General features: G+C 34.4%; 12 protein-coding genes. 9 read left to right on the top strand and 3 right to left on the bottom strand.

What is annotated here, in order from left to right:
- The first annotated feature begins 119 nt into the window (after nt 1–119).
- Nucleotides 120–2,720, top strand: a complete 2,601-nt coding sequence (gene clpB, locus QQZ16_RS02620; RefSeq protein WP_284561066.1) for an ATP-dependent chaperone ClpB — start codon at nt 120–122, stop codon at nt 2,718–2,720.
- Between the two features lie 218 nt (nt 2,721–2,938).
- Here the strand turns inward: clpB and QQZ16_RS02615 are convergent, their stop codons facing one another.
- Nucleotides 2,939–3,118, bottom strand: coding sequence for a YjzD family protein (locus tag QQZ16_RS02615; protein ID WP_235251674.1), 180 nt, complete (start codon nt 3,116–3,118; stop codon nt 2,939–2,941).
- 297 nt (nt 3,119–3,415) lie between these two features.
- On the opposite strand from QQZ16_RS02615, the gene QQZ16_RS02610 reads away from it, so the two are divergent.
- From QQZ16_RS02610 to QQZ16_RS02600, 3 genes are all read left to right on the top strand, one after another.
- Nucleotides 3,416–4,153: a hydrolase gene (locus QQZ16_RS02610; protein WP_284561065.1), complete on the top strand. Its 738-nt coding sequence runs from the start codon at nt 3,416–3,418 to the stop codon at nt 4,151–4,153.
- Between the two features lie 178 nt (nt 4,154–4,331).
- Nucleotides 4,332–5,123 (top strand): NAD(P)-dependent oxidoreductase, encoded by a 792-nt coding sequence (locus QQZ16_RS02605; RefSeq protein ID WP_031538204.1) that lies wholly within the window; start codon nt 4,332–4,334, stop codon nt 5,121–5,123.
- Nucleotides 5,124–5,145: 22 nt separating this feature from the next.
- Complete coding sequence (locus QQZ16_RS02600) at nt 5,146–6,156, top strand: BMP family ABC transporter substrate-binding protein (protein ID WP_235251673.1); 1,011 nt, start codon at nt 5,146–5,148, stop codon at nt 6,154–6,156.
- A gap of 187 nt (nt 6,157–6,343) precedes the next feature.
- Here the strand turns inward: QQZ16_RS02600 and QQZ16_RS02595 are convergent, their stop codons facing one another.
- Nucleotides 6,344–6,745, bottom strand: coding sequence for a hypothetical protein (locus tag QQZ16_RS02595; RefSeq protein ID WP_235251672.1), 402 nt, complete (start codon nt 6,743–6,745; stop codon nt 6,344–6,346).
- 368 nt (nt 6,746–7,113) lie between these two features.
- Here QQZ16_RS02595 and QQZ16_RS02590 point away from each other — a divergent pair, with 368 nt between their 5' ends.
- The 5 genes from QQZ16_RS02590 to QQZ16_RS02570 all read left to right on the top strand — a co-directional run bounded on the left by QQZ16_RS02590 (nt 7,114) and on the right by QQZ16_RS02570 (nt 12,586).
- Entirely contained in the window at nt 7,114–8,052 is a 939-nt protein-coding gene (locus QQZ16_RS02590; RefSeq protein ID WP_235251671.1) for a beta-ketoacyl-ACP synthase III, read from the top strand.
- A gap of 72 nt (nt 8,053–8,124) precedes the next feature.
- Nucleotides 8,125–9,366: a beta-ketoacyl-ACP synthase II gene (gene fabF, locus QQZ16_RS02585; RefSeq protein ID WP_031538208.1), complete on the top strand. Its 1,242-nt coding sequence runs from the start codon at nt 8,125–8,127 to the stop codon at nt 9,364–9,366.
- A 319-nt stretch (nt 9,367–9,685) separates the two neighbouring features.
- Entirely contained in the window at nt 9,686–10,108 is a 423-nt protein-coding gene (locus QQZ16_RS02580) for a Fur family transcriptional regulator (protein ID WP_235251670.1), read from the top strand.
- Nucleotides 10,109–10,679: 571 nt separating this feature from the next.
- Nucleotides 10,680–11,435 carry a DUF2268 domain-containing protein gene (locus tag QQZ16_RS02575; RefSeq protein WP_235251669.1) on the top strand — a complete coding sequence of 252 codons (756 nt, stop codon included), beginning with the start codon at nt 10,680–10,682 and terminating at the stop codon, nt 11,433–11,435.
- Nucleotides 11,436–11,839: 404 nt separating this feature from the next.
- On the top strand, nt 11,840–12,586 hold the full coding sequence (locus QQZ16_RS02570; RefSeq protein ID WP_031538211.1) for a YjbA family protein: 747 nt from the start codon (nt 11,840–11,842) through the stop codon (nt 12,584–12,586).
- Between the two features lie 351 nt (nt 12,587–12,937).
- Here QQZ16_RS02570 and trpS read toward each other — a convergent pair whose 3' ends face one another.
- Nucleotides 12,938–13,930: a tryptophan--tRNA ligase gene (trpS, locus tag QQZ16_RS02565; protein ID WP_192840922.1), complete on the bottom strand. Its 993-nt coding sequence runs from the start codon at nt 13,928–13,930 to the stop codon at nt 12,938–12,940.
- Nucleotides 13,931–14,349: the final 419 nt, after the last annotated feature.

The following is a 14,349-nucleotide window of genomic DNA, read 5'->3' as shown; positions in this document are numbered from 1 at the left end:
CCATTGAGATATCATTATGTTGAACATTACTCTTTGTATAAGAGAGATCCCTTTACATATGGATAAAATATACTATAATAAAATCAAAGGTCAAAAAAGGTCAAAAGGAGTCTTGTAAAATGAATGTAGAACAGATGACAGAAAGAGTCCAGTTAGCAATAACAGAAGCACAATCCCTTGCAATAAAGGAAAGTCATCAAGAAATAGATGATATCCATTTGTTTTTGGCTATTCTTCATCAGCAAGATAATTTATTGACTTCTATACTACAAAAACTACAAATAGAACCGAATAGGATTTTGGATAAATTAACAAAAGAATTACAGAAAAAGCCACAAGTATCCTTAAGTGGTTCCGAACAGGGAGCAGTCTATATAACAGCTGGTTTGCAACAGCTTTTAACGAAAGCAGAAGAAGAGATGCTTGCATGGGAAGATGAGTATTTGTCCGTAGAGCATCTAATTCTCGCCACATATAAAATAGAAAAATCAACGGTAGGAACGATATTCAAAAAAGAGGGTATTCCATTTGAAGAAATGAAAAAAGCAATAAAAGAGATAAGGGGGACACAGAAAGTGACTAGCAAGAATCCAGAAGCAACATATGAAGTACTTAGTAAATATGGCAGAGATCTCGTGGATGAAGTAAAGCTGGGGAAGCTTGACCCAGTAATTGGGCGAGATAATGAAATCCGGAATGTCATTCGAATTTTATCAAGAAAAACTAAAAATAATCCCGTCTTAATTGGTGAACCAGGTGTGGGTAAAACAGCTATTGTGGAAGGGCTGGCACAACGAATTGTCCGAAAAGATGTACCTGAAGGATTAAAGGATAAAACGATATTTTCTTTAGATATGGGAGCATTAGTGGCAGGAGCAAAATTTAGAGGGGAATTTGAGGAGCGTCTAAAGGCTGTTTTACAGGAAGTGAAAAATAGCGATGGACGTATCGTTTTATTTATTGATGAATTGCATACGATAGTTGGGGCAGGCAAAACAGATGGAGCAATGGATGCAGGGAATATGCTTAAACCGATGCTGGCAAGAGGGGAACTTCATTGTATTGGTGCTACAACATTAGATGAACATCGCCAGTATATTGAAAAAGATCCTGCACTGGAGCGTCGTTTTCAGCAGGTTCTTGTATCGGAGCCAACAGTAGAAGATACAATTGCTATTTTAAGAGGGCTAAAAGAAAGATTTGAAATCCATCATGGTGTTAATATTCAAGATCGATCTATCATTGCAGCGGCTACTTTATCTGATCGGTATATAACAGAACGTTTCTTGCCAGACAAAGCAATTGATTTAATTGATGAAGCATGTGCGATGATTCGTACCGAGATAGACTCCATGCCGATTGAAATTGATGAGCTGACAAGAAAAATTATGCAGCTCGAAATTGAAGAAGCCGCATTACATGGGGAAGAAGATATCCAAAGTAAAGAGAGATTGGCTATTATTGCAAAAGAACTAGCGAATTTAAGAGAAAGTTCGAATGCATTAAAGGCTAAATGGCAACATGAAAAAGATGCTTTGCAATCCATTCAGGAGAAAAAAGAACAGCTCGAACGGAAAAAGAGAGAGTTAGAGGATGCAGAAAATAACTATGATTTAAATAAAGCGGCTGAGTTAAGACATGGAAGTATTCCAAAATTAGAGAAAGAAATTAAAGAAATGGAAGGTCAAGCGAAACAAGAGCAGGAAAATCGTCTTCTTCGAGAAGAAGTTACCGAAGAAGAAATCGCTAATATTGTTGCCAGATGGACTGGTATTCCTGTCTCCAAATTAGTAGAGAAAGAACGAGAAAAGCTTTTACGTTTAGAAGCAATTCTGCAAGAAAGAGTGGTTGGGCAATCAGAGGCAGTTGAGCTAGTTAGTGATGCTGTATTAAGAGCAAGAGCTGGAATAAAGGATCCGAATAGACCAATTGGTTCCTTCTTATTTTTAGGACCTACCGGGGTTGGGAAAACAGAACTAGCTAAAACATTAGCAGCAACCCTATTTGATAGTGAGGAACAAATGATTCGTATTGATATGTCTGAGTATATGGAGAAACATGCCGTATCTCGTTTAATTGGAGCTCCTCCTGGATATATAGGGTATGAAGAGGGCGGTCAGTTAACAGAAGCAATTAGAAGAAAGCCTTACTCTGTTGTTCTTTTAGACGAGGTGGAAAAAGCTCATCCAGAGGTATTCAATATTTTGCTTCAAGTTCTTGATGATGGAAGAATAACAGATTCAAGGGGTAGGACGGTCGATTTTAAAAATACCGTAATTATTATGACATCTAATATTGGTTCCCATTTATTATTAGAAACTGGAGATGCAAATGAGATTCCCAAAGAAATTAGAGATGGAGTAATGGCACAATTAAATGGTCATTTTAGACCAGAGTTTTTAAACAGAATAGATGAGGTTATCTTATTTAAGCCATTAACATTAGCGAATATTAAGGACATTGTTTCAAAGCTTGTTGATCAATTACAAGGACGGCTTACTGATCAGCATATAACCATTGAAATGACAGACAAAGCGAAAGAATTTGTGGCGAAAAATGGCTTTGACCCTAAATTTGGAGCAAGACCGCTTAGAAGATTTTTGCAAAAGACGATTGAAACATTATTAGCGAAAGACATCATTGGCGGAAAAATAAAAGAAAATGATCATGTACAGATTGATGAAGAAAACGAACATATTGTGTTAAAACGTAAGGAATAAAGATTTTACCTTCGTCTAAGCAGCCTAAAATATAGAAAGAAAACGATATTTTAGGCTGCTTTTTTACAGTATAAAAACCATAAGTTTTCTGCTTTGACGCTAGAACATTACCTTTATTGTTACCATACTAAAAAGGTGTTTAAATAAATATACGAACTAGGGAATTCCCCCCTAATTGAATATATTATTTAAACACCATTTACTACAGTGACATATTCTTAATGGGAACCTTCTTCATGAGTAGGTTCATTTGGAATAAGGGCTGATAGAATGAAAACTACTACGGAAAAGACAGCTGTTAGAATCATTCCCATTGAAAAGTCAAAAGGAACCCCATTCATTGAACCAACAACATAAACTAACATTTGAGCAAGTAAAAATGTCCAAAAAATTGTCATTATGTAACGCAACCGAAATCACCTCTTTATAGCTTGCTAATCATACTCATCTTACCACATAGTAGATAAATAATAAATGTGAATGATATAGCTTTCTTAAATTCTTCACTTTTTCATCATATAAATTGTCTTCCCATATATGCAATGATTATTTTTAAGGGAGGAGAGATGAGAAAAATCAATGTCATTTGGTCGTGTAACTCCGCATTTCTTCTTGGAATATAGGCAAACTCCCTTACATTTTAATAAAAGAGACATACATTATTAAAAGGAAAATGCTAAAAAGGAGTTTTTAAGATGGAGAACCGGAACTTCCAGTTAGATACCGAATGGAACATGATACATTATCCTCATCGACCTAATGGTTTCGGTATCTTAATTATTGGAGACGAAAGGAATTTTGTTACAGATACAAATAGTTTTTGGAACCAAAATGAGGGAAAGAGAACCTTAATTGAATCATTGCTGGATAATGGCTATACCATTTTTTATTCCAATTTATATGGGAAAAATTGGGGTAGTGAAAAAGCTTTGCAGATGGCTAAAAGACTATATGAACATATTATTCGTACAGAGATACTGAATCAAAGAATTCATATTATTGCAGAAGGTATGGGTGCCTTAACAGCTATTCGCTTGATGATGGAAATGAAGGATAATATTCGATCTGTTGTTCTGTTAAACCCTATTCTATCTTTAAAGGAGCATTTAGAAAGGGAAAAAGAGCATAAGTTTTTTATTAAGAAGTTAACCAATGAAATCAGTATTGCTTTTAATACAAATAGGCATGAATTAATGGAGTTATTAAAGGATAAAAAGCAGTACCAGCTAGAGGAGACTGATACACCGACAAAAATCATTCAAATCCTCCACAATGGTAGGTCCTATTATCAATCCCATGCATTAAAAAAAGCTTCTGAAATTTGGGAAGAAAAAAGTTTGCCGATTTTTGTCTCCTATGTTCTACCAGAAAAACGAAGTGCAATGCCGAAACAAATTGCTTCTTTTTTTAGAAAGTATGAAAAAAAACTTTAGAAGAAAAGATGTTGTTCAATGAGCATATGTTAAACGAACAACATCTTTTGCTTTTCTTTCATGAAACTAAGTAATCCTGTGTATGATTTTTGACGTACGGTACCTAAAGTACTTCGAAATATTTACCCTTTTACATGCATATGAATACATTAAGTAATTATTTATGGGAGGCTTTTTAATGAAGAAGGCAGTAGTATTCGGTGCATATCAATTCCTCGGTTTTCATATATGTGGAGCACTATTAGAAGAGGGAGAGGAGATAATAGGTGTATCTTTCCCGCATATAAATATAGCTGATATAGAAGATAAAAGAATGGAAATAGGCAGAAATGCAAATTTTAGTGAAATAAGCTGGGATCAACTTGGATCTATACTCCAAGATGCAAGCATTGACCATCTTTTTTTTGACCTATATACAATAGAAAGCCTACAATCCTTGTATAGAACAATGAAAAGGCACATTTTTGACTGTAGTGATAAAGAATTGCTTTTTAATAAAAAACTTGTTTTCTTAGTAAATATTATGGCAATAGAAAAAGAAAGAGAATTACTTTCTTCCATTAGAGATGACCTTGGAGGCTATATGATTCAGATGATACATATGCCCACATTATATGGGCCATGGCAGCCAAGCGATTTTTTGTTTCAGCAGCTAGTAGAAGGAAATGAAAAGGATGCTGTTCGCATAGGTTTACGAGAATATCCTACAGATGCGATTTATATCGAAGATGCTGTATCGGAAGTAGTAAAACAGACAAATAAAGGACAAAATAAGGATATTCTATTAAAAAGTAATGTAATAAACCATTGGCAAAGATGCTTAGAACATTTAAAATGGAATGTACCTAAAAGCGTTCATAAAGATATAGAAAATTTAAAAGGATTAGAAGAGATAATAGTAATAAATAAACGCAGTATTTCAGAGAACTTAGATAAACAGAAAAAGCACCATTTATTATATAGAATTTAATAGTGTTATAGGAGTAATAATAATGAAAAAAGCATTAATGAACATTCGAAATAAAATAATTAGAGGAAAGATTATCATTATCCTTCCTCTAATTATGTGTGTTCTTTTGCTTTTCCTTTTTTTTAATGGATCGATTGCTAAAAAAGGAAAGGTTGAAAAAGTAGGGCTTCTAGTCAGTGGTACAGTAAGTGATCAAGTTTGGGGTACAAAAGGATATAAGGGACTGTTAAATATTCATACTAAACTTGGTGTGGATGTTTTTTATAAAGAGTCAATTGATTCTTATACCATAACAGAAAGGGCAGTAAAGGAATTTAAAGCGAAAGGTGTCAATTTGATTTTTGGACATGGTGGTGATTTTGTCCAATATTTTAATATCCTTTCCTCTAAGTATCCTTCCATTCATTTTGTCAGTATAAATGGGAGAGAGCCTGCGACAAAAGATAATACAACCAATATTAAGTTTGAAAATTATCCAATGGGCTTCTTTGGTGGAATGGTAGCTGGACAGATGACAAAAACAAATACTATTGGTGTAATTGGTGCCTATGAATGGCAAGAAGAAGTTAATGGATTTAAAGATGGAGTCAAATATGTCAACAAAAATGCAAAAGTCATAAAAGAATTTGTGAATGATTGGGATAATCGAGAAAAGGCAATGAACATATTAAATGATCAAATCAGTAAGAATGTGGATATTGTTTATCCAGTAGGAGATGGCTTTAATGTAGAAATAGTAGAAAGCATTAAAGAAAAAGGTCTACACGTAGTTGGTTATATTTCTGATCAAGCGAATTTAGGAAAGTACACAGTGCTAACAAGCACGGTTCAAGATATTCCTAAACTTTATGAACAAATTGCCACTGAATTTGATGAAGGGGAACTTCACTCCGGTACTCAAATCTGTGGAATTAGAGAGGGTACCATATATTTAGGGAAATTCAGTCCAAGTATTGATCAAGATATTGTTGAATCCATACAGAAGGATTTAAATCGGTATAAGAAGACTGGAAAGCTGCCAAATGAGGAATAAAAGGAAAAGGCTTCCAATAATGTCATGATGGTATTTCTTTTTATTTTAGGAAAGCCTTGTCCTTTAGTGAGAAAAAGAATAAGTATATGATGACCTGACACGACGTAAATAATTTTTAATGTATTGCAAGAAGATAAAATAGAATCAAAAATGGGAATGGACTAACAAGTAATCAATTCATACTAAGTTAATCCATCCATTTTTTTACGAAAGGGGTTATTTTTTTGAATAGAGGCTTTAAATCATTCGCTGATGTCATAAACATATCGACATTCTTCATAAGGAGTTCAAGGTCTATTTGATTTATAAAGTTTGCAACAGCATCAAAATTTGCATTTTCCTCCTTTTCTTCTACCTGATTGGATTGCCTATTACTTCTACCAAGAATCCAATCATCTCCTTTAACTCCTCTTGAAATGGAAGGCTCCACATCCGTTTGTTGAGAATGTTCTGGTGACTCCTTTTTTCTTATGGAACGACTGTTTGTACCAAACATAAATAGAGAAAAGTGATCCATTTCTGTTTTTTCATCTGCTATAACATCCTTTTGATCTTTCTCATCAGATAGTTCCTCTTTATAATCGTCCACATTTCTTCCTCCTATAATACATTCTAAATTATGCTCTTAATATGTTATGAAAAACATCGGTAAATGCTTAGACCAATGTAATAGAAAACAAAATATGTTGCAAAAGAGAGGAGGAATTTGATAAAATTAGTACCAAGTCATAATAATTGATAATAATATATTAATGTAATACTGTAATTTTCTCCTTTCTATTTAGACCATATTGAACAAATTAGGGTAAACTAAAAAAAAACATCCTTATTTTGTTTATAGATCACTGAGGGATGAATATACATGACAATTTTTTAAATGAGGATAAGGAATAACTGCATTAAAACAAATAAGAGAGAGATACCGGGTAACCGGTGAATATAAAGGAGCTGAAAGCTTTGGGTACAGGAATAATTGGTATTGGCCGTGAACTTCCAGAAAAAATTTTAACAAACTTTGATTTAGAGAAAATGGTTGATACAAATGATGAATGGATAAGAACGCGAACTGGCATAGAAGAACGAAGAATAGCGGACGACAATACAGATACATCGGATATTGCATTAGCAGCAGCAAAGAAAGCAATTGCTGATGCTGGCATTCATCCAGAAGATATTGATATGATAATGGTCGCAACGGTTACACCTGATCAGTCATTTCCATCTGTTGCATGTATGATTCAAGAAAAACTAGGTGCAAAAAAGGCTGCAGCAATGGATTTAAGTGCGGCATGTGCAGGATTTATGTATGGTATGGTGACAGCAAAGCAATTTATTGATACAGGGGTTTATAAATATGTACTGGTTGTTGGCGTAGAGAAGCTTTCTAAAATTACAAATTGGGAAGATCGTAATACAGCTGTACTCTTTGGGGATGGAGCTGGAGCTGCTGTACTAGGTAAAGTTTCAGATGGAAGAGGGATTCTTTCATTCGAATTAGGAGCAGATGGTTCTGGTGGGAAACATCTTTATTTAGATGATGAAGACTATATTTACATGAATGGTAGAGAAGTCTTTAAATTTGCGGTTCGTCAAATGGGCGAAAGCAGTGAAAATGTGTTGGTAAAAGCAGGATTGTCCAAGGAAGATGTAGATTTCCTTATTCCACATCAAGCGAACATTCGCATCATGGAAGCGTCAAGACAAAGATTGGATTTACCAGAAGAGAAGTTATCCAAAACAGTTCATAAATATGGAAATACAAGTGCGGCATCTATTCCCATTTCCTTAGTGGAAGAATTAGAAGCAGGTAAAATTAAAGAGGATGATGTCCTTGTAATGGTCGGTTTCGGTGGAGGATTGACTTGGGGTGCAATTGCTATGCGTTGGGGAAGATAAAAGATTCCTTGATTTGTAAAAAGAAAACTAGCAGATTTATGTTGATAAATATAGCAAAAAGGAGAATAGGACATGAGTACGAATAGAAGAGTAGTTGTTACTGGTATTGGAGCTGTAACGCCACTTGGTAATGATGCAGTAACTACATGGGATAATATTATAGCTGGAGTTTCGGGAATTGGACCACTCACAAGAATTAATGCTGATGAATATCCCGCAAAGGTAGCAGCAGAAGTGAAGGATTTCAATCCGGAAGATTTTATGGAAAAAAAAGATGCTAGAAAAATGGATCGTTTTACACAATATGCGGTTGCAGCATCCTTAATGGCTGTAAAAGATGCTAATTTACAAATAACAGATGATAATGCTCCTCGTATTGGCGTGTGGATTGGTTCCGGGATTGGCGGAATGGAAACGTTCGAAAATCAATATGAAATGTTCCAAAAAAGAGGCTATAAACGAGTAAGCCCTTTCTTTGTACCGATGTTAATTCCAGATATGGCATCTGGACAAGTTTCGATAACATTAGGTGCAAGAGGAGTGAATTCTTGTACTGTTACTGCATGTGCAACGGGAACAAACTCTATTGGAGACGCATTTAAAGTTATTCAGCGTGGAGATGCTGATGCGATGATTACTGGTGGAGCAGAGGCGCCGATTACAAAGATGTCCGTAGCTGGTTTCTGCGCAAATACCGCTTTATCCTTTAATCCAGATCCTAAAACAGCAAGTAGACCATTCGATGCGAATCGTGATGGATTTGTAATTGGTGAAGGTGCAGGAATTGTGGTGCTAGAAGAATTGGAGCATGCTTTAGCAAGAGGTGCTAACATTTATGCAGAAATAGTAGGATATGGTTCCACAGGAGATGCTTATCATATTACTTCCCCTGCACCCGGAGGAGAAGGTGGAGCAAGAGCCATGAAAATGGCAATTAATGATGCCGGACTTGCACCAGAAGATGTTTCTTATATTAACGCACATGGAACAAGCACAGCATATAATGATAAATTTGAAACGATGGCTGTTAAAGAAGTCTTTGGAGAGTATGCTTATAAAGTCCCAATGAGCTCAACAAAATCCATGACTGGTCATTTGCTTGGAGCAGCAGGTGGAGTCGAAGCTATTTTTAGCGTCTTGGCAATTAGAGACAACATTCTTCCACCAACAATTAATTTTGAAACAGCAGATCCAGATTGTGATTTAGATTATGTAATTAATGCCCATAGAAAGCAAGAAGTAAATGTAGCAATGAGTAATTCCCTAGGCTTCGGCGGCCATAACGCTACTATTGTATTTAAAAAATATCAATAAATACTTCGCTTATTTATGTAATTAATTCAAGGATTGTTGAAAAGCTCCTACTAATAAAATAGTCATGTATTAAAACTGCTAGGATTCATTAACAACTTGAATCTTAGCAGTTTTTTTATTGCAAAAATGAAACCAATCCAATCTTTATTTATAATTATTTTAAATTAATATTGACTATTATTATAAAGTGTATATAATTAAAACTATAATTCTATTATTTAAGGTATAAATTCGGAAATTTTTAATGTTTAAAAGAAAACGCTTTCTTCGAGGGTGAACTTACTATTTAAGAAGATATTACGTAGAAAGGAAGAATTCTATGCTTAGTATAGAAAAGGCTAAAAACCTGTTGAAAGAAAAAAATATTCGTCTTACACCACAGAGACTTGAATTAATTAATATTCTATCTAAAGACAATAAGCATTGGACAGTAGATGAAATTTATCATGTCCTAAATGAGAATATGCCTTCGGTAAGTATTACTACTGTTTATAATAACATCCATTTATTTATAGAATTAGAGCTATTGAAAGAGATACAATTTGGCGAAGGATTAAGTAAATATGAATGGAAAAAAGAAGAACATTATCATATTGTCTGTAGCGATTGCGGTGAAATAGTGGATATATGGTATCCTACATTAAGGGAGGTAGAATCATTTGCGAAATCCATATCTAAATTCAATATCAGCTCCCATAGTCTCCAATTTTACGGAACCTGTGAACAATGTTCAAAAGGCTAAGCGAAAAAGCGAGTTCATTTGTTTAGAGTGTAAACAGCCAATCAAAAAATTAAAACACTCCATTATTTGTGGATGCGGAAGTAGAATCATGAAAGAAACACATAGATAATTTATATAGAGGATGGGACATAAGCATCTCAACTAACAATAAACACGAACTATAATGTGATTAATTCGCGTAAATGTTCGCTTTTATTTTTTTAGAAAAAGGTTTAAAAAACGAAGTGTAATGGAGCGGAGGACGTTCGACTCCTGCGGGAAGTGGAGGAAAGGCTGAGACCCCGCAGCGCAGCGAGGAGCTTCCTCCCCGCGGAAAGCGAGCGTCTGTAGCGCAATGGTACGACTTAGTTTTTATACTTGACTATATTTAAAAAACATAGATAACCATCATGAGAAAGTAGCTTTATTTAAGAGCTAAATTAGAGAGTGTTCGTCTTTAAAGATTAGTTATTTAATTTTGTCCACGCCCCTATTTTCAATAATAGAGATTAGTTGCATTGGAACGCCATCAATTCACCATTCATATACTGATTAAATGAACAGAATAAAATGAAATAGAGGGGAAATATTGGTGGGGATAATCAATACAAAGAAATGGCTCGAGGAACATTTTTATGAGCCGACTTCTATATGTGAAAACATGAAAGCTTCCTTTGATGGAGACGACTCTCATAATATTTATCGTTATTTAAATGGATTTGGAATGTATAAACCATCAAGACGTTCCAAACAGACTTTTGAGAAGATGAAAGAATTAGAAACCTGGAATAAAGTAGAGAGGTTTTATAAAAAGTATAAGAAAAAATGGGATGGACCCGATGTACCTATATATCTTTTTCCTTTTCAGATGACATGGAGAGGGGATGAAAACAAATCAGGTGTATCATTTCCTAATCAGCTATTTTTATTTGTTGGGGAAGTAACAGACGATAAAGAACTAGAGGCTCTTTTTATTCACGAATATCATCATGTATGTCGCATGCATTGTCTGAAAAAACCAATAGAGGATTATACCTTATTAGATTCTATCATCATGGAAGGATTAGCAGAGTTCGCTGTTAAAGAAAACTGTGGGGAGGCATATAATGCAAGCTGGTGCCATCTGTATGAGGAAGAAGAGGTTAAGCAATTTTGGGAGAAGGAGCTAAAGGAACATTTAGATGTAAAAAAAACAGAGACGAAACATGATCAACTCTTGTATGGACATGGACGCTATCCACGCATGATTGGGTACAATACAGGATTTTATCTTGTCAATTCCTATTTTCAAAAGAAAAAACAAACAGCAAAGATGCAGTTTACGATAAAAAGTGAAGCCTTTTTATAAATAAATGTCTATTGAAAAACTAAAAGCCAATCAATCAAAATTCCGTATGATTGGTTGGCTTTTTCTTAGGTTTAAGTACTTATGTCTTAGACTTATTTCCTTTCTATTAGAATAATTTAACTGGATAAATAATTAGCAAAAGGGGCTGAAAACGAAATAAAAAAGACATGAAAGGAAAGTTTGTACATATTATGATAATAGGTTCAATAAGAAAATATCTTCTGCTTATCTTTCTTCTTAGTAATTATAGAAAAAGAGAAATACGTAGCAAACTGAATACATGAAAGATAGATATTTTTCATATCAGATAGAGGATTATAAAATAATCCTTTGAAAATAGGAATAAATTTACTACGCTCTGCCAATACTTATGGACAAACAGTTGTTGAAGTGAGGGATAAAATATGCAGTATCTTCATGATGTTTGGGTAAATTGGTTTGAAGGAGAAGAAAACGGATATAATGTTTGTCACTTTCATGAATGGAGAAAAGATGATGGTGTTGAATTATTAGATCAAGTTCCGCTAGTAAAAGTAGACTCTTGTTTATTCAATTACATAGAAAACGATTTGGCGGAACTACCACGACAATTATTAGAAGAAATTTATCAAAAAGCATATCTACGAAAAAATCATGAACGAATTCAATTAGATTATTGTTTTGTAGTTTCTGATGGAATTGGACTTTTAGTAGTAGATACAATTGGATATTCTGTTCCGATTAGGAAAAGTCGAATGATACCTAGACAAGAACAATTGGCCTATGAATTGCTTGAAAATCAAGAAACGATTCATTATAACTTTCAAAACAATGAAGAAAAGAAAGAATTCCATATTTTATCACCTGAACCTCATGTGATGAATGGATTAACAAGAAAAGAAAGACAATTAAAGCAATTATTGTTTATGGCGTTAGATCAACTGTATTCTTCTGAAAATGTTGCAGAGGTTCGTTATTGGTACACAGAATGGAGTCCAGAACGTTATTTTGAGATTCAGCACTTAGATTTTGAGAATGCATGGAAGGAACTATATGAATGTACAAAGTATGGTTGGTCTAAAAAGCATGAGCATTTTTGTGAGAATATTATAAAAGGTCAGCCGTTTTTTGAAAAGCTATGGGAAATGGAGCATGGTCCGAAGGTAAACTAAGCGTTTTCAGTGGAGAAATTACTATATAAAATGGGGATTTATGAAAATCTCCAGTTTGCATAAGTATAAAGGCTCGGACATAAGTATTTCAACTAATAAAAAAAAACGAACAATCACGATATGCATAATTGTTCGTTTTTTTTATTTTGGGAAGAAGCTCGCAGTCTGAATACACGTCGCTTTCCATGGGCTAGTCTTAAGATTCCTCCCCGGCGCCTCGAGTGTCTTCCGCTTCATTCCTCTTCGTTTTTAAAGATTTATTACTCGAAAATTTTGTTTTTCCAAGAAATAATCAAATCAGTAGGAATAATGGAACATCCTCTTATCCATCGTTTCCATAAGAGATTTAAATTAACGACGCTTACGTCCTAATCCCATCGCATTTTCCATTTTCTTAATCATTTTACCAGCTACTTTATTAGCTTTTGCTGCTCCATCATCTAATATATCATCTAATTCAGTAGAGTTCATAAGCTCATTGTATTTCTCTTGGATTGGTTTTAATGCATCAACCACAACATTTGCTAAATCTGACTTGAAATCTCCGTATCCTTTTCCTTCATATTTGGCTTCCAGACTCTCCACGCTTTCTCCAGAGAGGATAGAATAAATGGAAAGCAAGTTAGAAACTCCCGGTTTATTTTCTCGATCGAATTTAACAACACCTTCTGAATCTGTAACGGCACTTTTGATTTTTTTAATAATCTGTGCTGGCTCGTCTAATAACGTAATAGTAGCTTTGTTGTTAGTATCCGATTTACTCATTTTTTTCGTAGGATCCTGAAGAGACATAATTCTTGCCCCTACTTTTGGAATTCTAACTTCAGGTATTGTCAAAATATCATTGTATTTTTTATTAAATCTCTCTGCGAGATCACGCGTTAATTCAAGATGTTGCTTTTGGTCTTCTCCAACTGGAACGATATCTGTACTATATAGAAGAATATCTGCCGCCATTAATGGTGGGTATGTTAATAATGCAGCAGAAACAGCATCTTTACCAGTCGATTTGTCCTTAAATTGTGTCATTCGCTCTAATTCTCCAATATAAGAGATACATTGCATTAACCATGCTCCTTGGGCATGGGCAGGTACTTCTGATTGAATGAATAGAGTTGCTTTATTAGGATCAATACCTACTGCTAAGTAAAGTGCAGCTAAACTGCGGATATTTTTTCTTAATACCATTCGATCTTGAGGTACTGTAATCGCATGTTGATCGACGATACAGAAGAAACAATTATATTCATCTTGTAGCTCGACAAATTGACTTAAAGCACCAATATAATTTCCTAAAGTTATAGTGCCGCTTGGTTGAATCCCAGAAAAGATAGTTTTCATTATAATACTTCCTCCATTATGTATTCTAGACACGAATGTTTAGTTGAAAGCATCCTCTAAACAAACTGTTCATATTATTTACTAGGTTTCTATTCGTTGGTATAGCGCTCGTTAGTGAAGTACACTTCGCATCAGAAAGCAACTTTTTCGTTAAAAAGAGCAAAAAAGAGAGAACCCAGAAACTACATTATATTCATTATTATAACCATTTTAGCATGATTAGTTGATATTCAAAGGCTGTTTTCTCAAAGTTTGTCGTTTTTCATAGAAAAAATGGTGGATTTCTATTAGTAATGTTGTTTCTAAAGGAGTGTTGAAGGTATACGGCATGTAAATTGGATTTAGTGTAGTAGATGGTAGATGCAGATTTAAAACAGCTTAGTCTATATGTGGAAGAAACAGAAAGAGTGAGCCAGATAAAA

It is taken from the genome of Bacillus sp. T2.9-1 (assembly GCF_950097965.1).
GTDB classification, from domain to species: Bacteria; Bacillota; Bacilli; order Bacillales; family Cytobacillaceae; genus Niallia; species Niallia hominis.
This window is presented reverse-complemented; position numbering and strand designations above follow the sequence as displayed.

Bases quoted from the DNA above. Each gene is read 5' to 3' on its own strand.
- QQZ16_RS02580 (WP_235251670.1), top strand. From the start codon at position 9,686: ATGCTTAGTATAGAAAAGGCTAAAAACCTGTTGAAAGAAAAAAATATT.
- fabF (WP_031538208.1), top strand. From the start codon at position 8,125: ATGAGTACGAATAGAAGAGTAGTTGTTACTGGTATTGGAGCTGTAACG.
- clpB (WP_284561066.1), top strand. From the start codon at position 120: ATGAATGTAGAACAGATGACAGAAAGAGTCCAGTTAGCAATAACAGAA.
- QQZ16_RS02615 (WP_235251674.1), bottom strand. From the start codon at position 3,118: ATGACAATTTTTTGGACATTTTTACTTGCTCAAATGTTAGTTTATGTT.
- QQZ16_RS02605 (WP_031538204.1), top strand. From the start codon at position 4,332: ATGAAGAAGGCAGTAGTATTCGGTGCATATCAATTCCTCGGTTTTCAT.
- QQZ16_RS02570 (WP_031538211.1), top strand. From the start codon at position 11,840: ATGCAGTATCTTCATGATGTTTGGGTAAATTGGTTTGAAGGAGAAGAA.
- QQZ16_RS02600 (WP_235251673.1), top strand. From the start codon at position 5,146: ATGAAAAAAGCATTAATGAACATTCGAAATAAAATAATTAGAGGAAAG.
- QQZ16_RS02610 (WP_284561065.1), top strand. From the start codon at position 3,416: ATGGAGAACCGGAACTTCCAGTTAGATACCGAATGGAACATGATACAT.